This is a genomic window from Streptomyces coacervatus (assembly GCF_029223485.1).
GTDB classification, from domain to species: Bacteria; Actinomycetota; Actinomycetes; order Streptomycetales; family Streptomycetaceae; genus Streptomyces; species Streptomyces coacervatus.
On sequence record NZ_JARHTP010000041.1, the window covers coordinates 1 to 23,486 of the forward strand.

Genomic DNA, 23,486 nt, shown 5'->3' on the forward strand with positions numbered 1-23,486 from the left:
AGCGCGCGACGCGAACCACGTCGCCGCACACTGGAAAGAGGCACTGAACCAGTTCTCACTCTTCTTCGAGGACCGGCTCAGCATCCAATGAAACCAGGCGACTTACACAAGATCACTGACACGCCCGGCACGATCCGCCTCTACGAGTGCGGCCTACTGCGCCTTGTAGGTGGTGAGGTAGCTCAGCGCGGCGCTGTAAGCAGTCACCATGTCATTGAGGTCGGCGGCGCTGTCGAGCACCACAGAGCTTCCGTGGCCCCCGTCTTTATATCCGTAGTACGTGGGGTGCCCGCGCCGCGGTCCCCCGGACTTGAAGCCGTCAGCGTCGGGAGCAACCACCAGCCTCCGCACGGCAGGGCCCGCGTGCCGGACGAAGCTGTGGCGAGCGAGCCAAGCCCGGTGTCGGTCGGCGAGCGCTCCGTTGGCTGCCGCTGTCGCTTCTGGTGTCTGCACCATGATGCGGATCTCGAACGGAGTATCGGTTCCGCGTTTCGGAACGAGGCGCTGTATCTCCACGAGAACGTAACCATCGTGGGTCTGGCGCCAAGCGCAGACGTTCGCAGCCCCACTCCGCGAGCGCTGTTGTTTCTCGAAGACTGTTCCTGGCGGAGCGGCGGCCTGCGTCTGCGCCACCAGCCGCCGCAACCGCAGTGCGTCACTGAGTACGGTTGAAGCCTGATTCGCCGGCCCCGTCACCTCGGCCTCCAGCTTTTCGAGCTGCTGCAGCGCTCGGTCGGATAACAGCCGAGCGAGATCGTCGCCGGAGGTATGCCAGCCGCCGAGCAGACTGGCGATGGTGAGGCTGTGGGACCACGTGCTCGGCACGCCTGGGATGGGATCGTGGTTCAGCCCCACCACGTATCGCTCCGCCATAGGTATGCCGATCACGTCTGCCCAAGCGTCATAGGCCGCGAACTGTTCGCCGTGAGCACTGGCGCCGAGCTTCACCTCCATGACTGCGCGCTCCGTGTCATCGAGAAGGATCACGAAGTCCAGTCGGCCGGCGGGAGCTGCTCTGTGCGCCTTCACCCGGGACTCACGCCGGATGGTGATCGTGCCCGGAGTCAGCCGCAACGCCGATCTCAACGGTTCTGGATCAAGCTCGGCGAGGAAGCACAGCAAGTCTGACCAGTCGTCTTCGGTGCGCAGAAGGCGCGTGAGTCCATAGACCATTGCCGGACGCTACAGGAAACGACTGACAGTGAGGATTGTCGATGGCACCGCTCGGGACGGCGTATGCGCAGGCCGTTAGGTCACTGACCTAAGTTCGGTGCAGAGGCCGGCTCGAACCGCGACGGCGCGACGGCCAGAGAGCCAGCGGTGCAGCCAGCGAAAAGGCCCCCGTTCGAGGACATCGAACTCCAGCTGTAGCGCGCACTGCCCAACGCCAATGAGCCGAAAAATCACGCGAGTCCCTGATCCCCCGTGCTCGTGGCCAGCGCTCGACTCAGCGGCTCACACCGAGGCCGAATCGATCATGATTGCGCTTCTGTGGCTTTCGCCTGCTCGATCTTGGACTGTGCGGCCGTGAGCGTCATGGTGCCGTCGCACACAGCACGGTGCAGAGAGTTTTCCAATCGGTCATCCATGCGCGCCTGGGAGAGTGGCACAGGGCGCAGATTCGCCGGGTCGGAAGGGGCCCCGCCTAGTTCCAGGGGGACGATGTGGTCTTCCTCGTAGTGCGAGGGGTCCTTGTCCGCCGCGCTGGACGACGCGAGCTGTTGTCTCTTCAGACGCTCGGTCACGTTGACCGGCGGGCGGATCGTCTCCGTCCAGCCCGGCACACAGATGGTCGAGTGGATCGTGGACTGAGTCACGGCCGGATTGATGGCCCCAGTCGCGCCACTCGGTACGGTGGGCACCGGAGTGCGAGTTGCTTCACTCGTCGCCACGAGGTGCAGCGAGCCGTGCCTGATTGTCCCGCTCTCGACGAGGTACCAACCCGCGTAGTCAGCGGTGCTTCCATCCGTGTGCACGGCGTGGAGGTGGACGTCAACCATGTTTCCGTTCACGTTGTCGATGCTGATCACATCGGCGGCGGTGTCGGCGAAGCCGCCCGCGAAGTCGGCATAGGGCCGGCCGAGGTAGCTTCCCCCTAGATCCCATGCCCGCTGGTAGTCGTGGGCGTTGATTGCGGCGTAGAAGCTCTCGACGACAGAGGCAGGATCCGCCGGAGTACTGCTGGGAGCTGGGGGCGGCACCGGCGGCGTGGACGGCGTTGCCGGTATGGAAGGCATTGCCGAGGTGCTGGGCGGAAGAGGTGGCGGTCTGGTTGTGGTCGGGGTACCAGCGTGCTTGGTACAGCCGGCGAGACCGAGGCTGACGGCGAGACCGAGAGTGGCAGCGGCTTTCGACGCCTTCATAGATCACCACCGGCGGGACAGGCGTGCAATCGCAGGAGGAAACAAGACCACGGCATGGACGGCGAGGGGGTGCCTGGTGAGCCGCCATTGCCACTGTTGGCCGAGCACCCGGTGACGGTGACCGGGACGCCCAGTCCTGTTGCATCCATTTCGGCAGGTGCAGCAGTCGAAGACGTTTACGCGCTCTAAGTTTACTTTGCCGCATATATGCCTGCAGTACGGGATCAGGCATTTTGCAGACCTGGCACTCCACCCCAGTTTCGCCCCAGGTCTCTACCCTCTGCTTCTGTGAGGAGCGTGCGATGGCCGAGCCGGTACGCGCCCGTCGGCTGACGGACGAGGCGAGACGCACCCTGCAGACGTACTGGGCTCCAACGCCATCGACGTTGCTCGCGGACTGGCCCACATGCACGTTCGCCAGGCCCGTTCTTGTCGCCGCCAGCATGCGCTCATTGCCCTTCTCGGACATCACTGCCGGACGCACGCCTCATGGCTCCGCGCCGGTCACCCTTCCAGCCCTAGAGCACGCGTCACTCGCGATCAGCGAGCCTCGGATCGACGCGATCGGTGGTGGAGAGCAGTTCGTTGCGGCGGTGTCGGGCAGCGGCGTCCGCGGCGGTGACGACCGCGAGTCCCAGGGCTGCGCGGTACTTGGCTCCCATGCCCAACTGCTTTTCGCAGCGCTCCGCAATCTGGATCGCGGCGTTGGCCACTTGGAAGAGGGGATTGGGAACCATCTGGCCTTGGCTGCCCCTGACCAGTGGCTCGGCGTCGGCCATCGCGGAGAACCGACAGTAGCGGTTCACCGCGTCTATCCACCGGACCACCAGCATCTCGTCCACGGGCGTCAGGATCCCAGAGACGCCGTCAGCCCAATAGGAATTCCACGCCGCTATAGCTGGGCCACTCAGACCTTCCGGCGTTTGCATAACCTGCGTCGCCGGAATGGGCGTGTAGCGGATGCCGTTACGCTTGTCCACCAGCTCGGTCGCCAGCTTCTTCTTGGGGCCTGTTGCCATCGAGCCCGCCTTTCTCCAGGGCGAGCACAATCGCTTCGCCTAATTCAGAGTCTACGCGAAAAATAGGGAAACTCGTTGACCCAGACGATCTTGGGTATAGGGACGTCTGGCGGATACCTACCGAGGGAGATCGGAGAGGCACCGATGGCAACCGTTGAGGCTAAAACGGGGAGCGATCACGGTGTATTTAAAAAAAGAGGGCGAGGGGTCACGTGGGTACTACCCTCCGTGAACTTTCGACCCCCATACCCCCATGCGACCAGTCAGCGGCCACCATCCGGGGTGGTCCTGTGCGGGGCCCTGAGGCCGGTCACCATCCGGCGGAGGGTCGAAGGTACTGAGACCGGTCACCACCCCAACCACCCCGGAGATCCCCGGAGGGTAACGGCCACCACCCCGCTTGCATGGTGCACCTCCGCACCAGCAACAGCGGTGTTCTTCTCCGTCCACCCCTCGTCATCCGTCATCGACCGTCACCCGCCTTTAGGCCAGTCGACGAAGATTGGACTTCACAGTGAGATTGGCCAATGAAGCCATTCAATCTTTCCTTTCAATACAGTACCCCGATCTTGCTTTTATTGATCTTTGTCCACCGCCCCAAAGGCCCCCTCACAACGTGGTACCAGGTACCGGGCTTACGCCCGGGTACCTGGGTACCGCGTCATTACTGGGAACCTCGCGGTACCCAGGAACTAGTTCCCATGATCGGGTACTACGTAATGATTTACATTTCTTCCATTTTTCACAGCATTCATGCGCCCGTTTCTTATGAGCCATCGGAGGGTGAAAAGAATCTTGTCCCGGCGTCCAGTCACCTGAGAGTGGATATCCCCCGTGGTCGCCCCTGGGTTCGCTTCGACGAACGCCATGACGCCATCGATCACCTTCTGGTCCGGCGTGGTCGACACGTCGCCGTCCTCGGGCTCTGAGTCGCCACCCTGGGGCCGCTGTGCGGCGTCGAGGACTATGGACGTCCCCGAGGTACCGTCGGCGTCGGTGAACGTCTGGGAGCGCGGTGCGAACCAGAGGTCGTCGATCTCGGCAACGTTTTTCTGGGCTTTGGTGATGACCTTGAGCGTGCCCTCGTTCGAGTAACGCCGGACTTCGAACTCGGCATCGACTGCGCCGAGCACTGCCGTCGCCCCCCGCGCCTTGCCTGTCTCGTGGCCGCTGTGGTGGACGAGGGCGACGCAGGCACCGGTCGTCACTCTGAGCACATCGAGCGCACTGACCACGACACCCATGTCCGTGTTGTCGTTCTCGTTCACGCCCACGGTGCAACGGGCCTGAGTGTCGAATATGATGAATTCGATGCCCTCGCACCGCGCGTACGCCACAAGGTTGGCCATTTGATCCGGGTCTGAGATCTGGACGGCTTTCGGGTAGAAGAGCACACCCATCGGGCGTCCCTTATCCGCCTCCCAAGCCAATGCCCGTTCGCTGAAAAAGTCGACACCTTCGGCGATCACATAGAGCACTTTCGCCTTGCGGCATCGCATGCCCGCCCATGACATTCCGTTGGCGACGGATCCGGCGATATCCAGCATGACAAAGGATTTGAGACTCTTGGGCGGCCCGTAGAGCCGCACGAGGGTATTCAGAAAAAGCCAGCCCGTGACCAGCGCGTCCGGTTTCGGGATGAAACGGAGTTGCTCCGTGGTCATGATCTCGACCGCGAACGCTTCGGCGTCGCCGCCCTCCTTGAGTCGCCGTTCCCGCTCTTCGAGCGCCAGCCGCCGGTGGCGTTCTCTGGCCTCCTGCTGCGCGGCGTAGCGTGTGAACTCAAGATCGTTCTTGAGCTCGGCCATGAGCCGCGCCTTCTGCATGGGCGTGAATTCTTCGGGCTCCGGGTCGTTGAGCTCGGCCTCGGTGTAGGGCAGCGGCGTGTTGATCACGCCTTTGGGTGACCCGGCCATAGCCTTGCGGTCGAGATCGAAACGCTGATCTGCCCACGGGTCAGTGGTCATTGCCTCGATCCCCCCTCGCCGCTTACGAGGATCACGGGGACCCATCTGTTGCGGGGCGCACACAGAGTGTCGGGAATGCCGGAGACCGTGCCATGGAGAACTGGGCACGACGATTGATGTTCGATCTTGAGATGGTCGAACCCAAGGGCATCCCGATAGGCCACGGACGACGAGTGCCAGTGGCCGGACGCATCGGCCGCAGCGATGCGGCAGGCGATACCAGAGGGCGCGTCCTTGACGGTTGTCATCACGGCACGTTGGGCCGCGCCGTCCTTGTCCGGGGTCCACCGGCAACCGTCCCAGACGTGCCAACCGATGCCGTGCACATACAGCAGGCGGTCCTTGAAGAGGCGGGCGAGAAGTTCGGCGATGAGTACCTGGCCACAGTGCGGCTCCAGCTCTCGCTCGGCCACCTGAGCCATTCGATCCGCACGCCTGGTCAGACAGTCGTCTTCAGTACAGCTGAACGACCAGCCACCGTGGGGGCAGTGAAGGTCCTCATCGGGCTCCTGCGCTGGCAGGGACAATGGCCCCTGAATAGTGCGTGCTTGAGTATCAGCCATCAGGTGCCACTCCCACCCTTGTATGTCGAGCGGATATGACGCCGCACGTCGGCTTCACTCCACGGCCGGCCGCTGATCTCCATCTGCTGCATGGCCTGCCGCAGCAGGGCTGCAGTCTCTCGGGGCGTCAGACCCTTGTCGCGCAACGCCCGCGCGCCCCACGCGATGGCGTTGTCCTGCTCTCCGGGCCGGACATTCTCCAGCCACCTGACGATGCCCGCTGTACCGCTCCGGAGGGGCGCCCTGACTTGCCCACAGGGTTGAGGGCCTCGCACCCCCCGGACGGCCGTCCAAGGAGCCATCGCGGTGCGTATCGCGTCCAGGAGACACGGAGGGGCCTTGGGTATGTCGGGTATCGGCAGTTCCTGGACCACCGTGTAGGCACCCTCGGCGGTACAGGACGGAGGCGCCACGGCATAGCCGCCTGATCCGAGCAGGTCGATGCCCGGCATGCCCTGCCCTTTGAACAGATTGATCTTCCGGGGCAACCGTGCACCGTCGGGCCACACGTAGTACAGGTGCAGGCCGCCAGACGGGGTCCTGACCGTGTAGGTGTCCATGAGGGACTCGTCGCCCAGGCCGGCCCGTAGAGCTTCCAGCGATCTGGGCCCGTCGTTTTTGGGGTCGACGTCTAGGATCCAGATACCAGACTCAGCGTCGGTCGCGATACCCACGTTCGCCTTGGGCCACTGGCCGAACCAATGGACAATGGTCGTGATGTCGCTCGTGGCGTCGAGGAAACCACGCGTGCCTGGCAGCGGCTCTTTGCTGCCCGGGGATAGAGGGAACACCTTCCAGCCGTGCAGCGCATAGTTGATGGCGGCGACGACCGGCGGGGTGGGCTCCTGCGTCCAGTTCCCCGGTGGCTTGGTCGCTTCAGTCATCACGCACCACCTCGGCCCTGCTCAGCACGCCAGCGCCGCACCGCTGAATGCAAATGTTCTTCGATTGCCGGACATCCCTCGCTGTGGTCAATGACGACGTGGACAACCGGGACTTGACCAAGTTGCTGGAGACGACGTCGTTCGGCGCGGTTGGGTAGACGGAGGCTCAGGGTTGCACCGCACGGGCATTGGCCGGTCGCGTACATGATGCGGCGCCGGATGATGCCTTCCCGCACCGCCGCCGGCGCGTCCTCGGGAGCTGGCCCCGGGGCGATGAACTTAACCCTCAACCCACCGATCTGAGCAGTGAAGACCTCGGGGCGACTCATGCTGCTTCCCCGTTCTTGCGGGCGCGCCGGGCCTGGGCGGAGCGCAGGGCCATCCTCAGGAAGTGGGCCTTGCGCGCGCACGCTGCACGGCGAGCCCGCTCTTCGGGGGTAAGACTGCCGTCGGGGTCGACCAGCTTGTCGAACCTGCCCATGGAGGCAGCACGCGCGGCGGCAGTGGCGTCGGAGCGGTCGGCTTCGTAGGCCCAGCGTTCGAATGCGGCGATCTGAGCGCGGAGGGACCGCTCTTCGGGAGTCGTGCTCATGGAAATCCTCGCGGGGGCGCGTTTTGTCGCCCTCCCGCTGAGGAGGTGCCTACTCGCAAGATTGGTTGAGCGGCAGCTTGCGATCTACCGGCACAGAGCTATTAAGGCATAGAGTACCAGAGCGCTGTACGGATCAGAGTTGCAGGTCAGAGACCTTGCGCCGCTCCGGTTGCCACATCTCATCGAGTTCGTGCTCGATCCGGTCCACTCGCACTTGCACCTCCGCGCCACAACGGTTGCAGTACAACTCGATACGAGACCAGTCGCCGGACTCGGTCATGCCGATTCCCTCCGATGGCCTCTCGAACCACATGGCCTGATCAGCTCCTGGAAACGTGTAACGACCCACCCGGAGCAAGCGGTGCTCTTTCGGACAGCGGACGTCCACCGCGACGAACCGCTCTCCGCGCGGATGACCGCTTTCCAAGGCGGAGAGGCCCCGACGTTCGCGACGTTCGCGCGCGACCCTGCGGCGGCTCACAGATCCCCCAGGTTGAGCCTGCGGGCCTCTTCAGCGGCGCGGCGCTCGGACGTGGCACGGGTGTACCTGTCGATCATGTCGCGGCGGGACCATCCGGCCACGGCCATCAGGCCACCCTCAGACCCTCCGGCGGCGAGCCAGCGCCCCGCAGCCGTGTGGCGAAGTACGTGGGGGTGGAAGTCTGGGATCCCGGCCAGTTCGGCGCGCGCGACAAGGGCGCTGTACAACGCTTGATACGTAAAGCCCTTCCCGCGGTCGCCCAACCAGAGAGCGGGGGTCTCGGCGAGCCGGTGCGAACGCCGCAGACGCACGTAGCGGTCAAGGGCACGGCCCGTCTTCGGCCCGAAGAACACCCTGCGCCCCTTCCCGCCCTTGCCGCGTCGAATCACGGCCATTCCCTGTTTCAGATCGAGCTCGGGCACGGTCATCCCGATGACCTCGCCCGCCCGCGCGGCCGTCTCGGCCATAAGCCGCACGATGGCCTCGTCGCGTCGGTCCCGCAGATCCTTGCCCTCACAGGCCTTGAACAGCGCACGCAGTTGCTCATCGTCCAGCTCCTGCACCACCTTGTGGTCGAGCTGCGGCGGCTTGAGGTTCGCCAGCTGGTCGGCGGTGATCTCGCCCTCCTCGGCGAGCCAGGCTGAGAAGCGGCGCACTGCCAGCTGCCGTGACCGGGCCGTGGCCGCCTCAGCGCCCCGGTCCAGCAACGCCGAGACGAAGGCATTCACGGTCGGCCGGTCGAGGACCGGGGAATGGCCCGTCGACTCGCACCATCGAAGGAAGGCCCGGACTCCGTCGCCGTAGGTCTTGCGCGTCTGCACGCTCTTTCGCTCGGCGGCGAGGTGAAGCAGCCAGGAGTCCAGGAGGGAGGCTATGTCCGGATTTATGCTCATGCCTCCAGCATATGCCAGAGTCTGCGATATCTGGGTTAGCAGCGTTGTGCGCGCACACGAAAGCGCCCCCGACCGGTAAAACCCGAGGTCAGGGGCGCTTCCGAGGAAAAGGCCTAGTCGAGGTAGTCGCGCAGCACCTGGGAGCGCGACGGGTGGCGCAGCTTCGACATGGTCTTGGATTCGATCTGGCGGATGCGCTCGCGCGTGACGCCGTACACCTTGCCGATCTCGTCGAGGGTCTTCGGCTGACCGTCGGTGAGACCGAAGCGCATCGAGACGACGCCCGCCTCGCGCTCGGACAGGGTGTCGAGGACGGAGTGCAGCTGCTCCTGCAGGAGCGTGAAGCTGACCGCGTCGGCCGGGACGACGGCCTCGGAGTCCTCGATGAGGTCACCGAACTCGCTGTCGCCGTCCTCGCCCAGCGGGGTGTGGAGCGAGATGGGCTCGCGGCCGTACTTCTGGACCTCGATGACCTTCTCGGGGGTCATGTCGAGCTCCTTGGCCAGCTCCTCCGGGGTGGGCTCGCGGCCCAGGTCCTGGAGCATCTGGCGCTGCACGCGCGCGAGCTTGTTGATGACCTCGACCATGTGCACCGGGATACGGATGGTGCGGGCCTGGTCGGCCATGGCGCGGGTGATCGCCTGACGGATCCACCAGGTGGCGTACGTGGAGAACTTGTAGCCCTTGGTGTAGTCGAACTTCTCGACCGCGCGGATCAGACCGAGGTTGCCCTCCTGGATGAGATCCAGGAACAGCATGCCGCGGCCGGTGTAGCGCTTGGCCAGGGAGACCACCAGACGGAGGTTGGCCTCCAGGAGGTGGTTCTTGGCGCGGCGGCCGTCCTCGGCGATGATCTCCAGCTCGCGCTTGAGCTTGGGGGCGAGCTTGTCGGCGTTGGCCAGCTTGTCCTCGGCGAACAGACCGGCCTCGATGCGCTTGGCGAGCTCGACCTCCTGCTCGGCGTTGAGCAGCGGGACCTTGCCGATCTGCTTGAGGTAGTCCTTGACGGGGTCGGCGGTGGCACCGGCCGCGGCGACCTGCTGGGCCGGCGCGTCGTCCTCGTCCTCGTCGGAGAGCACGAACCCGGCGCTCTCGGCGCCCTCGGGCTCGTCGGCGCCCTTGGGGGTGTCCTCGAGCACCTCCTCCTCGATGACCTCGGCGTCGTCCTTCTTGGCACCGGTCTTCTTGGCCGCCGTCTTCTTGGCGACGGTCTTCTTCGCGGGCGCCGCCTTCTTGGCGACCGCCTTCTTGGCAGCGACCTTCTTGGCGTCGTCCTCGACGGGCATCTCGGCGGCGGGCGCCTCAGGGGTGGCGGTGGCGGTGGCCTTCTTGGCGGTCACCGTCTTCGCCGCGACCGTCTTGGTGGCGGTGCGCTTGACCGGACTCTTCGCTGCGACGCTCTTTCGGGTGCGCTTGGGCTCCGCGGCACTGACCATCAGCGTCACACCCTCTTCCTCGAGGATCTGGTTGAGGCTGCGCAGTACGTTCTTCCACTGAGTGGCCGGAATCTGGTCAGCTTCGAAGGCCCGACGCACATCGTCGCCGGCGATCTGCCCCTCAGCCTTTCCCCGCTCAATGAGAGCCATGACAGAGACGGACTCGGCGATCTCCGGCGGGAGCGTACGGGATGTGCTGGCCGACACGAACAACCTCTCGGAACGTTGGAAAACGGCTTCCGGCCCCGTCCACGGCGGACAGGAGCCGACCGCCGGCTTTGGGGATTGGGCCGACGGTGCGGGCGGGGGCCGGGAAGATGCACAGCGCCGCAAACGGCGTCCGTATTCCCTCCTCGGCTGTCACCTCTTAGGTCATCGCGCTGTTTCCCCGAGTGTTACGCCCAATCTGCGTGGCCCGAGTCACACCCTGTAAGGGCTCAAAAACTGCCAGACCGGGACATAAGGGATCACTCGTAGGCGAGACCGGGGCATTCCCGAGGTCTCCGCGGCCCGTTTCGCCGTCGGACCCCGCAGGATCCCGGAGATCCTGCGGGGTCCGACGGAGGCGGTTCGTCGGCCGGGCAATGCCCCAGGAGGGGGAGGCATCTCCCGGCCGCGCCGCCCGCGGTGTGCGGTCAGTGTTCGCGCGGCGCGGGTACCACGCGCTCGACCTCGGGGTGGACGGTGAGCAGTTGGCGCATGGCCGACTCGGCCGCCGTACCGTCCCCGGTGCCTAGGGCGTCGACGATCCTGCCGTGGTGCGCCAGCGATGTCTCGTTCGGCCGGTCGCAACCCGTGACCGGGCCGCCGGAGACCTGGAGGGCGGCCGAGACGATCCCGGAGAGGTGCTCCAGCATCCGGTTGCCCGCAACCTGGATCAGCAGAGAGTGGAACTCGGCGTCGGCGCGGGAGAAGGTGATGGCGTCGCCCTGTCCCATGGCGTGGCCCATGATCTCGACCATGTCGGCGAGCCGCTGCTGGACGTCCTCGCGCCCGTGCCCGGCGGCGAGGCGGGCGGCGAGCGGTTCGATCGTCCAGCGCAGTTCGCTCAGCTCGCGGCGCTGGTCGTCGCGCTGCGGCCCGAAGGCGCGCCATTCGATGATGTCGGGATCGAGGAGGTTCCAGTCGCTGACGGGGCGCACACGCGTGCCGACATTCGGGCGGGCGCTCACCAGGCCCTTGGCCTCAAGGACGCGGAGCGACTCGCGGACGACGGTGCGGGAGACCTCGAAACGCTGGCCGATCTCCTCGGGCACCAGCGGACGGTCGGCGCCCAGATCGCCGGAGACGATCATCTGGCCCAGCTGCTGGACGAGTTGGCCGTGCAGCCCGCGTCCGCGGCTGCCCGCGGCGCGTCGGCCCACGCGGCCCAGCTCGGGGTCCGCGCTCTCCCAGGCGGGTGCTGCGACGCGGTCGACCACGTGGGCCTCGGCGTAGGGGTAGCGGTCGAGATCGCCCGGGCCGGTCAGGCCGGAGTCTGCGGAGCGGGCGGCGGTCATCATGGTGTGCGCAAGGGTACTCACGGATCCTTTGTCGGCGCCGTCCCCAACTGCCTTGAGGTCTTTGGTGAAAAGCACACGAAAGGGTGATCGCTCACCCCGTCGCAATTGACGCCTTATCGGAAAGAAATGGGCTTTCCCCAGGGAGTTGCGCACAGGGTGGGGCGAAAGGGCGCGGGCGGTCGTCATCGGACCCTGCTGCGCACGGTGGTGAGCAGATACGCGCAGAGCAGAGCGGTGAGCGACAACGTCAGGGCACCGCCCACGGGTTGGGCGATCACCCTTGCCACGGCTGTCAGATAGCGCTCTCCCCCGAAGGGCCACTGCAGCAGGAACACCTCGCGCATTCGCAGCGGAAGTCCGGCCGCCATACGCACGGACGATCCCGCGAAGGCCTTCTGTACGAGCGGAACGACGAGGACCGGTACGGAGATGACGGCCGCAAGTCCTGCAGTGGTGGACCGGAAGACGCCGGCGGCCAGCACTCCGGCCCAGGCACAGCCGACGACCAGCCCGAGCCAACTCGCGCTCAGCGAAAGCCAGTCCGCGGGAACTTGCATGAGCTCCCGTCCGTAGACGAGATAGAGCATTTCGGCGTCGCAGCCGACCGTGAGGAAGGCCAGCATCAGCGCGGTGGCCGTGGCGAGGAGGAGTTTCGCGGCGAGCAGCCCCAGCCGGCGGGGCACGGTGCCGCGGTCCGCCGCCAGCGCGGGGTGGCGGAACTCGTCGCCGAAGGCCAGCGCGCCGAGGAGTCCCGCACCGAGCGCGGCGGGCGGCAGCGGCAGCTCCCGCGGCCACGCGGCCAGCAGGCGCGACTGCGGGGTGTGTCCGATCCGGGCCAGGACGACGGCGGCGAGGGCGGACACGACGAGCACGACGGCCCCGGTGACGAACCCCGTGCCGATACCGGCGGCGCGACGGATCTCGTAGCGCAGCGGGCGGAGGGGGCTGGGAGCCGGGCGGACGGAGATGGGGGGCGGGAGAGAGGGCGGGCTGTCGAGAGTGCCGGCTTCGGTCGGGCGTGCGGCCGACGCCGGGGCGCGCCCGGGCGCCTGACGTGACTGGGGTGCGGTGACGGGTGACTTCAGGGCGTCGGCGGGACGAGGTGCGTCGACGGGAGCGGGGGTGCGGAGTTCGGGCCGCGCTTCGTGGGATGCATCAGCCGGAATCGAGGGACTCGGTTCGGCGCCTTCCTGACGGGACGCGCCGGCCGGAGCCGAGGTGCGGAGTTCGCGGCACGCTTCGCTGGACACATCAGCCGGAATCGAGGGACTCGGTTCGATGCCACCCTGACGCGACGCGCCGGCCGGAGCCGAGGTGTGCAGTTCGCGGCACGCTTCGCGGGAGGCATCAGCCGGAGTCGAGGGACTCGGTTCGATGCCACCCTGACGCGACGCGCCGGCCGGAGCCGAGGTGTGCAGTTCGCGGCACGCTTCGCGGGAGGCATCAGCCGGAGTCGAGGGACTCGGTTCGATGCCACCCTGACGCGACGCGTCGGCCGGGGTCGGGTGGTGCGGCGCCGTGGCGGGCTGCTGCCCGGCCCCGGCCGCTGCGCGTGGCTCGTCCGGTGCCTGTGGCTCGTCGGCGGTTTCCGGTCCGTCGGCAGGGGGTTCCACCGCGCCGGGTCCCATGTCCCCGGTCTCGTCGGCGAGTTGATGTACGAGGATGCCGTGGCGGAACGCGGTCTCTCCGACGTCGGCGCAGCTACTGCCGTACACCGAGAGGCGGTTGCCACCCTCGTGTACGACTTCGACCGAGCGGTGCGCGGTGCGGGCCTCCTTGGCGAGCAGGGCGGCCAGGCGCGTGATGTGCGGGCTGCGGACGGCGACGCGGGGGCGCAGCCGGGTGCGGGCGAACCCGTCGGCGTCCTGGTCGGCGACAAGCCTGCCGCGCTCCAGCGTGACGACCCGGTCGGCGCTGCGCGCGGCCTCCTTGGGGTCGGCCGTGGTGAGCAGGACCGTGCCGCCCTGGGCCGCATGCGCGTGCAGCATGCCGAACAGCCAGCGGGCCTCGCGGGGGGACAGCCCCTCGGCGGGTTCGTCGAGTACGAGTGTGTGCGGGTCGGACAGCAGGGCGCAGGCCAGGCCCAGGCGGCGGTCCATGCCGCGCGAGAGGGTGCCGAGGCGTTCGTCGCGCAGGCTGACGAGGCCGACCACCTCGAGTACCTCGTCGGCTCGGCGGACGGGGACTCCCGCGGCGGCGCACAGCATGCGGAGATGGCCGCGGACGGTACGGGCCGGATGTCCCGGTACATCGCCCAGGAGCACGCCGACTTCGCGCGCCGGATGGGCGATGCGATGCAGGGGGCGGCCCTTGAAGTAGGTGATGCCACGGCCCTGTTGGAGTTCGAGCATGAGTCTGAGTGCGGTCGTCTTGCCCGCCCCCGGCGCGCCGAGCAGCGCGGTGACGCGGCCTGCGCGTACGTCGAAGGAGACGTCGTCGACGGCGGGCGGAAGCTCCTTGCGGGGATTGCTGGTCAATCCGTAGGCCTGGATCACCCGAAGCAAGATAGCGCGCTATGTCCGATTTTTCGGGTATAGCGTGGCCCGCTCTGTGGCCCGCTCTGCGGGCCGTGACCGGTCCGCCCGGAACCTCGACGTCACACTTCGGGGCGCAGCATCGGGGGGTTGAGCAGTGTGGCGCCGCCGGCCCGGAACAGCTGGGCCGGGCGGCCGCCCTGGCGTGTGGTGGTGCCGCCGGTGGGGACCAGGAAGCCGGGCGTACCCGTCACCTTGCGGTGGAAGTTGCGCGGGTCGAGCGCGACGCCCCACACCGCCTCGTAGACCCGGCGCAGCTCGCCGACGGTGAACTCGGTGGGGCAGAACGCCGTGGCGAGGGACGAGTACTCGATCTTGGAGCGGGCGCGCTCCACGCCGTCGGACAGGATCTGGGCGTGGTCGAAGGCGAGCGGCGCCACCGGTTCGCCGTCACGGCCGTAGCCGGCCTGCTGCAGCAGTTCCTCGACCGGCGCATAGCGCGCGTTGCTGGCGTCGCCGCCCGCGCGGGGTGCGGGCAGGTCGGGGGCGAGCGCCAGGTGGGCGACGCTGACCACGCGCATCCGGGGGTCCCGCTTGGGGTCGCCGTAGGTGGCGAGCTGCTCCAGGTGGGCGCCGTTGTCCTGCGCGGGAACGGCAGGGTCGTGGGCGCGCAGCCCGGTCTCCTCGGCCAGCTCGCGTGCTGCTGCCTGCGCCAGGTCCTCGTCGGCCCGTACGAAGCCGCCCGGGAGCGCCCAGCGCCCCTGGAACGGTGGTTCGCCCCTGCGTACCGCCAGCGCGCACAGGGCATGGCGGCGCACGGTCAGCACGACCAGGTCCACGGTGACGGCGAAGGGCGGAAATGCTGACGGGTCGTAGGGCATGCGGCGATCATAGTCGTCTGCCTGACGATAAACACTCCCTTCGTCGGCCGCCCGGATGGCTGATCCGCTTCGGTCCGGTATGGGCCTCACCATCTGGTTCCGGGCGCTGTGCGGTGGTGCGTCGTCCGAGGTCACACTCCCAATTGCAGTCCGTCGGCCGCCTCCTCGACCATGGCGAGGCCGAGTCGGCTGACCCGTACGGAGAAGGGGGCACCTGCGATCCGCAGTCCCGTCAGGACGATCTCGCCCAAGGGGGCGCTGTGCATGGGCCGCAGTGTGACCGTCCCGGCGGGAGCGTCGGGGCGGATACCCGCGAGGGTCACCGTCAGCAGCACGCCGGATGCCGCCGCGGTGGCGGCCGGGCGGCAGGCCGCCGGGTGCGGTAGGGGAGCGCTCCCGTCGGTGCGCTGCTCGCCCGCGTACATCTCGGGCAGCCGGTGCCCGAAGCTCTCGGCCGCCGCCAGGACGCCCCTCAGCAGCGAACTCGCCTCCTTCTCGTAGCCGGCGGCGGCCAGGCCTGTGACGGCGATCGCCGTCTCGTGGACCCGCACGGCACCGCTGCGGTGGCCGAACGGGTTGTATCCGGCTTCCTTCGCGCCCAGTCCGCGCAGACCCCAGCCCGAGTCCATGCCCGGGCCGCCGAGCAGGCGGGCGAGCTGTTCGGTCTGCACCTTGTCGAGCAGGCCGGGGGCCGGTTCGCCCCCGCCGAGCAGGCCGGTGTCGAGGAGATGGGCGGCGGCAGCACCCAGGTGCGGCACCGGGGTGCCGTCGGGGGCGCGAGCGGCGGCCGGGCGGCCGCCGCCGCGGTCGTCGATCCAGAAGTCCTCCCTGAATGACGTCCGCAGCGACTGGGCCCACTGCCGCAACTCGGTGCCGCCCGGCCTGCCGCAGGCATCGAGCAGATCGGCGCCGAGCAGGGCCGCGCGGTGGGCATGGGCCTGTGTCTCACAGCGGATGGGACCGCCGGGGTGGGGGTCACCCAGATAGACGCCCTCGCCGACAGTTGTCCGCAGCCAGGTCAGACAGCGCTCGGCCGCCGGCAGCAGTTCCTCCGTCTCGGGCTCGGGAAGGCCCCAGCGGCGGGCCTCCGCGAGCAGCGCGGGGAAGAGCAGCGTGGCTTCCGTGCCGGTGCAACCCGGCGGCAGATGGGTGCCCGCGTCCCGTCGTGGCCCGGGGATCATGCCGGACTGCGGTCCCGTGCCCGGGAGTTGGGTGCGGGCGAGGGTGCGCAGCGTGCCGGCGGCCAGCCGGGTGCCGAGGGGCAGCGTCATCCGCGCCGCGGCGAGTGCCTCGGCCGGGGCAGCGCCGCAGCGCCAGGGGGCTCCTGCTGCGAGATGCATGTCGGAAGGGTGCGTGGGGTCGCGCAGCAGGAGGGCATGGAGGTCCTCGACGCTGGTTCGGAGCAGCGGCTGGACCCTGGGGTCGTCGCCGGACGCACGAGCGGCGGCGAGCGGGCTCGTGGCCGTGCGGCCCACGGCTCGGACGGGTACCGCTCCGCCCGGCCGTACCCGCAGCTCCACGCTTCTGCTGCCGCCAGGGGGCAGCTCGAACTCCCAGCGCAGCAGCCCTGCGGAGGCCAGTGCGTCCGTGGGCGGCGGATCTGCCGTGACCGACGAGTTCCCGGTGGCGCAGGACCAGCGCAAGCCCGAGTCGTGGACGCTGGCGGGCAGTTCGGGCCCGGCGGTGCCGGACGCGATGGCGCCCAGGTCGGCCAGGTCCGTGCCGAGGGCGACTTCGAGGGGCACACGCAGGGGGCGCAGGGCCGCACTGTGCAAGGTGATGCGCTCCGTCCCGTCCGCGTGGCGAATGCGTTCGACGACGATGTCCGGGTCCGGGCCGGAGTGCGGCGAGGCGCGCAGCGTGCCCACGAAGCGGGCCCTGTCGGCCGAGGCCATCCGGGCTTGCACCGCCAGCGGTTCGCGCCCGGCCACGCGGACCTGGCAACGGGAGAGCAGACGCCGGCCCGCACGGTAGAACCCCTCCAGCCCCTGGCCGGTCAGCTGCCCCTCGTCCGTCGAGATGGCGAGTCCCGGGAGTGCGACGCACATCATGGCGGTGTGCGTGGACGGCAGCCCGACGGACCGATGGGGTGCCGGGAGGGGCGGGGGCGCAGCGGATCGGCGCGGTGGAGCGGCTCCTGGGGGCGGCGGGGCGGATGCGCGGGGTGTCTGGCCTGCGGGGGAGGGCGGGGTCCGGCTCTGGCCAGCGGGAGAGGGCGGGGGCTGCCTCTGGCCAGCGGGGGAAGGCGGAGTCCGGCCCTGGCCAGCGGGGGAAGGCGAGCTCCGGTCCAGGCCAGCGGATGGAGGCGAGCTCCCGTCCAGGCCTGCGAGTGAGGGCAGTGAGCGTGGCCGGCCTGTGGGCGGGGCGGAGGGGTGGGCCGGGTCGGCCGACCGGGCCGAGGGTTGGTCCGGTCGGGCCGGCCGGGACACGGGGTGGCCCGGTTCGGTCGGCTCGAGTGCCCGGGGCCATGGGGCGTGCGGGCGGACTGCGGTGAGGACGTGGTCGGTCGGCCTGGCAGGAAGTCGGTCCTGAGCATCGACCCCGGCTTGCGAGCCAACAGCGGTGAGGCCCCGGTCAGCCGACCCGCCAACAAGCCAGGCCTGATCAGCAACCCCAGCTTGCGGACCAACACCAGTGAGACCCAGGTCAGCCGACCCGCCAACAAGCCAGGCCTGATCAGCAACCCCGGCTTGCGGACCAACACCAGTGAGGCCCCGGTCACCCGGCCTGCCGAGAAGGCGGTCCTGATCGGCCGCCCCCGTTGCGGAGCGGGGTCGGTCCGTCGGTGCAGGCGGGTGCCAGTCCTGGCCGGTGGGTGGGGAGGCGCGGGTGGTGTCGGTCGGGAGCCGGGGCTCGGGCCGGGAGGCACGGTTCGCGTGTGTCGGTGGGTCGGCACCCGCCCCGGGAGACAGCGTTGACCGGCCTGCGCCGGAACGGTCGTCGGCGGCGGTGGAGGGCGGAGTCGGCTGATGCATGGCGCCTTCTTCTTCTGCGCTCGGTGCACCTCGGGCGTGTGCGGCGCCGGGTGGGGGAATCCGGACGGACGTGGGCTGTGGCGGCGCGGCTCGTCCAGGCGTTCCGCCACTCAGGTGAACGGAAGAGGAGTCCTCCGGGTCACGCCCGCGGCGGGTCGGCCCGGACGGACGGCGTCGACGCGGATCGTCCCCGGCGGCGTGTTGTCGCCGCACGCCGACCGCCCCGCGCCAGCCGTCGATCCGACCCCACCGACCCGCGCACACCCAGCACTTGCTCACGCCTCCCCCTCCCTGCCATCGCCTCCCAGACGCAAGCCAACGGGGCACTGGCCACCGCTGCCCACAACACCCCCAGCGACATCTCGCCACCGCGCGCCGACCGCCCCGCGACAGCCGCCGATCCAACCCCACCAACCCACACCCACCCAGCACTCGCTCACGCCTCCCCCTCCCTGCCATCGCTCCCCGGGCGCAAGGCTTCGGGGCTGTGGTCGCGGCGGTGCGCGGTGCTCTTCCCGGAGGTACGGGGGCGCGTGCGGTTCCCTGAGGTACGGGGGCGCGTGCGGTCCGTTCGTGGGGAGGTGGGGTGGGTGCCGCCTGCCAACGGCGGTCGTGGGCGAGGGACGCTCGTACCGCTCGCCCGGCCTTCTGCCCTCGCCGAGCGGGAACGGCGGGCAGGGCGTCGCGGGCGAGAGGCCTCCTCCACCGGCGGTTCCGACACCGGCTCTGCGGGTGCCTCCTTGCCGTGCGGCTGCCGGGCCGGCGGCCGCCCGCGGTCCTGTCGCTCCGCGCGCAGGCAGCGGCGGATCGACTCCGGGTCCAGGCCCTCGTTGCAGGCCTGGTGCAGCAGGCGGGCGAAGAGGTAGCCGGAGTCCGCGCCGAGGGCCATCGCGAGGGCTTCGCGGGCCTCCAGGTCGTCACCCGTGGACCAGGCGACCCAGCCGGCCAGGGTCAGCGGTGCCGCTGCGTGTTCGCCGTAGGGGCCGACGCACCGGCGGGCCAGGGCCCGCCAGAGCCGGAGTGCGGGCGCGGCCTCCTCGCCCTCCATCCATTCGGCCGCACGGTCTCGGGTCGCGCGGTCCTGCAGGCCGAGAATCAGTGCCGCGGCCTCGTCGTGTGCGAGCAGTTCGTCATCGCGGAGATCCGAGGTGAGCGGGCCGGACATGGGCGGTGCGTCGGCCAGCCGGTGCATGATCCGCGCGGACAGCTCCAGTGTCTCCTCTGCGACGCCCGCGCGGCCGGCGCCGTCGAGGATCCTGGGGACCAGCGCCATGCTCGCGGCGTCCAGGGCGCTCTCCTGCTCCAGGGCGGCTGCGGTCTCCCAGGGCAGCAGCCTGGCCCGCAGTTCGCGCAGGGTGCCGCGCACCTGCAGGCCGGCGTAGGTGGCAGCGGCGGCCAGCACGGAGGTACCGGGCAGACCCATGGGCAGGCCCTCGGGCGGGCAGCACACCGCGTTTCCGCAGCAGTACGACCAGAAGCGGCCGTCCGAGATGCACAGCGCCTCGATCACCGGCACATCGAGCTGACCGCACTCGATGCGCAGTTTCTGGGCCAGCGGGCGCAACCGCTCCATGACCTGCCGGCCCGACTCGCCCTCCGCCGGTTCCTCACAGAGATAGGCGACCATCTGCTCGGGCCGGGCTCCTCTGCGCTCACTGCCCGTCACCAGCCCCTGGGCCAACTGCCGGGCCACGGAGGCCCAGTCGTCCTCGCTCGCCGGAATGCCGAGCCGGGCGCGGCCGCCGAACCGGCCGCGCCCGGCCCTGTCGTGCAGAGCGACCAGAACGATGCTTTCCTCAGGGCGGTAGCCCAGCAAATACGGGAGCGCGTCGGCCAGTTCGGCCGGCGTGCGCAGCGTGACCTGGTGCTCGGCGCCGTGGCTTTCGTAAGCCGTGCAGTCGACGTGGTCGTCCGGAGCGGCCTGCCCGACATGCCTTTCCCCTCGGGCGGGTTCGCCGTGTCCGGCGTCGGGCCCGGTCCCGTCGGATCCGGCAGCCTTGCCGTTTTCGGGTGATCCAGTGGTTTCGCCGTGGTTCGTCATGCGCCGACGATCTCGCGGATCGCGACATTCCGGTTTGCCCTGTGGATAAGTCGGGCCAGGGGCATGACAACCCGATGCGCAAGCCGATGCCCGACGGATCGACGCGAACGGGATCGACGCGACACGCACGCGCGCGTGGTGTTCAACTTCCCGGCAGGGCGGCCGAGTCGGCGGAATCGGTACGCTGAGCGCCGGGCAGCGTTGCCGGGGAAGGGGCCGCTGGGATGGGGCAGGCGCAGCAGGTGCGAGGCGCGGCGATCTCGGCCGGGCGGCTCGGAGAGCTGCTGGGTGACATGACCTCCGGACGCCCCGCCTACCGGAATCTCGCGGCGGCCGTCCGCGCACTCGTCCTCGACGGCAGGATCGCCGTCGACGCCCGGCTGCCCGCGGAACGGGAGCTGGCGCCCGCGCTCGCGCTGAGCCGCACCACCATCAGCGCCGCCTACGAACTGCTGCGCAAGAGCGGGTACGCCCGCAGCCGGCGCGGCTCCGGCACCTGGACCGCACTGCCCGAAGAGGCGCTTCCCGCAGCGGAATCGGAGCCGGGCGCCGGCTCGCCCCGCCCGCCGGACGGTGAAACGCTGCTGCCGCCGCCCGAGAGCGTCGTCGACCTCGCCACGGCCGCGCTGTCGATGCCCCAGGACGTTCTCAACCGGGATCTCGCCGAGGCGGCCCTGCGGCTGCCGCACCGGGCCCGCACCCCTGGCTACCACTCCTACGGGCTGCCCGAACTGCGGGCCGCCGTCGCCGCCCGCTACACGGCACGCGGCCTGCCCACCGACCCTGAGCAGATCCTCGTCACCTCCGGCGCACAACAGGCGCTGAGCCTCACCCTCTCGCTGCTGTGCGGCCCGGGCGACCGGGTGCTCGCGGAGAGCCCGTCGTACCCGAACGCGCTGGACGCGATCCGGCGCGCCCGGCTGCGTCTCGTCCCGGTGCCGGTCACCGAGGACGGCTGGGACGGCGAGGTACTCGCCTCCGCGCTGCGCCAGACGGTGCCGCGGCTGGCGTATCTCATCCCCGCCTTCCACAACCCCACCGGCAGTCTCATGCCGCCGGAGCAGTGTGCCGAGGTGCTCGGCGCCACCCGTCGGCCCGGCACCTGGCTGGTCGTGGACGAGACCCTTGCAGATGTGGCCCTGGACACCGGGCCGCCACCGCCGTTCGTCGCCTACGGGGCCGACGGCCGGGCCGACCATGTCATCTCCATCGGCTCCCTCAGCAAGTGCTACTGGGGCGGCCTGAGGGTCGGCTGGCTGCGAGCCTCACCCCGGCTGGTCGCCGAACTGGCCGAGCTGCGGGCGACGGTGGACGTCTCGGGCTCCGTACTGGACCAACTGCTCGCCCTGTCGCTGCTGGAGCGCGGGGACGGCTGGCTGGCCGACCGGGTCGACCAGGTACGGCACAGGCGCCAGGTTCTCGTCGCCGCGCTGGAGCGCCATCTGCCGCACTGGTCCTGGCAGTTGCCGCCGGGCGGTCTGTCGCTGTGGGTGGATCTGGGGCGGCCCATCGCCTCCGCCCTCGCCGAACGCGCCCTCGCGCAGGGCGTGCGCATCGGATCAGGTGCGCGCTTCGGCGACGAACCGGGGCTCTACGAGCATCGGCTGCGTATCCCGTACACGCTGCCTCCCGCCGTACTCGGGGAGGCCGTACGGCGGTTGGCGGCGATCCTGGCCGACGATCCGGCGCCCGTTTCGGGGGCGGCCCCCTCCCCCGGGGACTGGGTGGCCTAGGGCCTCCTGCCGGGTTCGCGCCGGCCTCCCGCACATCGCGTCCAACTGCGTCCGTCCGCAGTTGGACGCCTTTTCTTTGTGTGCGGGCACCTGTTCAAGTTCGGTGCTGCACATATTTCTTCCCTGAATTTCCCGAGGCCACCGCTCCGCCCGCTTCAACGAAGTGTTCAACTTGCCTGGTCCGCAGCCTTGTTCAGCTTTTCGTCGATTGACGCACGAGGCCCCTCCGGGCGAATATTTCATCACCGCCGGAAAGCAGCGGCGGGAACTGAAAGACAAACAAGAGGAGTGAGCAACATGGAGAACACCGTGGAGTTCGACGACATCGAGTTCATCGAGACCTCTGCCGAGCTGCTGGCGACGTCGTACTACGTCAACATCCAGTAATTACTGCCGCGGCCGGAGGGGCGGCATCAAGCGGTCGCCGCCCCTCCGCCGCAACAACGGACGGCTGTTCGTTCCACGCCAACGCGCACCGGGAGGAATGAAGATGAAAAACTACACGTTCGAAGACCTGGTGGGGGACGAAAAGGTCTTCTTTGCCGAGTACTTCAACAAGAAGCCGCTGCTGCGGAAGGCCGCCATGCCGGGGGATGTGCGCGACATCCTCTCCATCCGCAAGCTCGACGAGCTGCTGCATCTCGAAGTGGTCCGTCCGCCCTACATCAAGGTGAACCACAACGGTTCCGGTGTCCCTGAGAAGGGCTATACGCGCAGCGTCGTCGTCCAGGGCGTCAATATTACCGACACGGTCGTGCCGGAGAAGATCTACGAGCTTTTCCGGGCCGGCGCCACCGTCACCTGGTGCTCGCTCAATCAAGTCGTTCCCGAACTGCGCGACTTCACGCGGATCATCAGCGACAAAATGGCCGTCAGGACCGATGTCGTCGGTTTTATGACGCCCACCAAGAAGCGGGGTTACCTGCCGCACCACGACCCGGTCGACCTCTTCATCGTCCAGCTGGAGGGCACGAAGCGCTGGAGGCTGTGGGATCTGCCGGACGAGCGTCTCGGCGACAACGCCTCCTACACCGACGAAGAGCTCGGCGAGCCGTCCATCGAGGTTCTGCTGGAGCCGGGCGACGTCCTCTATCTGCCGTACAACACCCCGCATGCGGCCGCCGCCGAGGACCAGGTGTCGCTGCATCTGTCGATCATGATGCGCCCCCGTATGTGGAAGGACCTGCTGCGGGAGACCTTCGAACAGGTCGCTTCCGCCCCGGAGTTCAACGAGTACCCCCACATCGGGGCCCTGCGGAGCTCCGACGTGGAGTCGCTGTTCCGGCAGAAGATCACCTCGCTCGCCGCCCGTATGGACTCCCTGGACGCCGGCAACGAGTTGGACCGCCTGGCCGATCTGGGCCGCACCATGCCGGGCTCCTCGCACGGCACCACGTTCCAGACCATCGCCGAGACGGACGGCCTCACCCCGGACGTGCTGCTGCGCCGTACCGCAGCGCCCGTGGAGTTCGGCGCGAACGAGGGCGGCCGTACCCAGATGACCGTCAACGGTCACAAGATCGCCGTGCCGGCCCCGGTGGCCGAGCGGCTCGCGGGCCTCGCAGACGGCGAGCCGGTCCCCGCGGGTGAGGTCTTCCCGGGCGTTCCCGCCGAACGCGCGACGAAGGCCGCCCAGGGGCTGACCCGGCTCGGCGTCCTCGAGGTGACCGGGGCGCACTGAC

The 23,486-nt window shown here is 68.9% G+C and carries 17 protein-coding genes; 2 read left to right on the top strand and 15 right to left on the bottom strand.

Annotation, left to right across the window (positions count from 1 at the left end):
- Nucleotides 1-153: 153 nt before the first annotated feature.
- The 15 genes from P2Q00_RS49615 to P2Q00_RS49685 form a co-directional block, all read right to left on the bottom strand.
- Complete coding sequence (locus tag P2Q00_RS49615) at nt 154-1,173, bottom strand: PDDEXK-like family protein (RefSeq protein WP_275781646.1); 1,020 nt, start codon at nt 1,171-1,173, stop codon at nt 154-156.
- Between the two features lie 302 nt (nt 1,174-1,475).
- Nucleotides 1,476-2,237 (bottom strand): hypothetical protein, encoded by a 762-nt coding sequence (locus tag P2Q00_RS49620; RefSeq protein WP_275781647.1) that lies wholly within the window; start codon nt 2,235-2,237, stop codon nt 1,476-1,478.
- 656 nt (nt 2,238-2,893) lie between these two features.
- Nucleotides 2,894-3,382: a P27 family phage terminase small subunit gene (locus P2Q00_RS49625; RefSeq protein WP_275781648.1), complete on the bottom strand. Its 489-nt coding sequence runs from the start codon at nt 3,380-3,382 to the stop codon at nt 2,894-2,896.
- Between the two features lie 692 nt (nt 3,383-4,074).
- Nucleotides 4,075-5,349, bottom strand: a complete 1,275-nt coding sequence (locus P2Q00_RS49630; protein ID WP_275781649.1) for an AAA family ATPase — start codon at nt 5,347-5,349, stop codon at nt 4,075-4,077.
- Nucleotides 5,346-5,762 (bottom strand): hypothetical protein, encoded by a 417-nt coding sequence (locus P2Q00_RS49635; protein WP_275781650.1) that lies wholly within the window; start codon nt 5,760-5,762, stop codon nt 5,346-5,348. The genes P2Q00_RS49630 and P2Q00_RS49635 overlap by 4 nt, the downstream gene beginning before the upstream one ends.
- 149 nt (nt 5,763-5,911) lie before the next feature.
- A complete protein-coding gene (locus P2Q00_RS49640) occupies nt 5,912-6,796 on the bottom strand; it encodes a bifunctional DNA primase/polymerase (RefSeq protein WP_275781651.1) in 885 nt (294 codons plus the stop codon).
- 325 nt (nt 6,797-7,121) lie between these two features.
- Complete coding sequence (locus P2Q00_RS49645) at nt 7,122-7,388, bottom strand: hypothetical protein (RefSeq protein ID WP_275781653.1); 267 nt, start codon at nt 7,386-7,388, stop codon at nt 7,122-7,124.
- Nucleotides 7,389-7,521: 133 nt separating this feature from the next.
- Complete coding sequence (locus tag P2Q00_RS49650; RefSeq protein WP_275781654.1) at nt 7,522-7,668, bottom strand: hypothetical protein; 147 nt, start codon at nt 7,666-7,668, stop codon at nt 7,522-7,524.
- A 197-nt stretch (nt 7,669-7,865) separates the two neighbouring features.
- Nucleotides 7,866-8,762: a tyrosine-type recombinase/integrase gene (locus P2Q00_RS49655; protein ID WP_275781656.1), complete on the bottom strand. Its 897-nt coding sequence runs from the start codon at nt 8,760-8,762 to the stop codon at nt 7,866-7,868.
- 113 nt (nt 8,763-8,875) lie between these two features.
- The gene (locus tag P2Q00_RS49660) at nt 8,876-10,405 is read right to left on the bottom strand and encodes an RNA polymerase sigma factor (RefSeq protein ID WP_275781657.1); all 1,530 of its coding nucleotides are present in this window, start codon (nt 10,403-10,405) and stop codon (nt 8,876-8,878) included.
- Between the two features lie 428 nt (nt 10,406-10,833).
- Complete coding sequence (locus tag P2Q00_RS49665) at nt 10,834-11,721, bottom strand: FadR/GntR family transcriptional regulator (protein ID WP_275781658.1); 888 nt, start codon at nt 11,719-11,721, stop codon at nt 10,834-10,836.
- 161 nt (nt 11,722-11,882) lie between these two features.
- Complete coding sequence (locus P2Q00_RS49670; RefSeq protein WP_275781659.1) at nt 11,883-14,195, bottom strand: ABC transporter ATP-binding protein; 2,313 nt, start codon at nt 14,193-14,195, stop codon at nt 11,883-11,885.
- A 101-nt stretch (nt 14,196-14,296) separates the two neighbouring features.
- Nucleotides 14,297-15,055 (bottom strand): NUDIX hydrolase, encoded by a 759-nt coding sequence (locus P2Q00_RS49675; protein ID WP_275781660.1) that lies wholly within the window; start codon nt 15,053-15,055, stop codon nt 14,297-14,299.
- A 131-nt stretch (nt 15,056-15,186) separates the two neighbouring features.
- On the bottom strand, nt 15,187-17,103 hold the full coding sequence (locus tag P2Q00_RS49680; RefSeq protein WP_275781679.1) for a glycogen debranching N-terminal domain-containing protein: 1,917 nt from the start codon (nt 17,101-17,103) through the stop codon (nt 15,187-15,189).
- Between the two features lie 1,363 nt (nt 17,104-18,466).
- Entirely contained in the window at nt 18,467-20,071 is a 1,605-nt protein-coding gene (locus tag P2Q00_RS49685) for a DUF4192 domain-containing protein (RefSeq protein ID WP_275781662.1), read from the bottom strand.
- Between the two features lie 224 nt (nt 20,072-20,295).
- Here P2Q00_RS49685 and yczR point away from each other — a divergent pair, with 224 nt between their 5' ends.
- Together yczR and P2Q00_RS49695 are read left to right on the top strand one after the other, a co-directional pair.
- Nucleotides 20,296-21,804, top strand: a complete 1,509-nt coding sequence (yczR, locus tag P2Q00_RS49690; RefSeq protein WP_275781663.1) for a MocR-like transcription factor YczR — start codon at nt 20,296-20,298, stop codon at nt 21,802-21,804.
- 490 nt (nt 21,805-22,294) lie between these two features.
- Nucleotides 22,295-23,485, top strand: a complete 1,191-nt coding sequence (locus tag P2Q00_RS49695) for a cupin domain-containing protein (RefSeq protein WP_275781664.1) — start codon at nt 22,295-22,297, stop codon at nt 23,483-23,485.
- Nucleotide 23,486 lies beyond the last annotated feature (1 nt).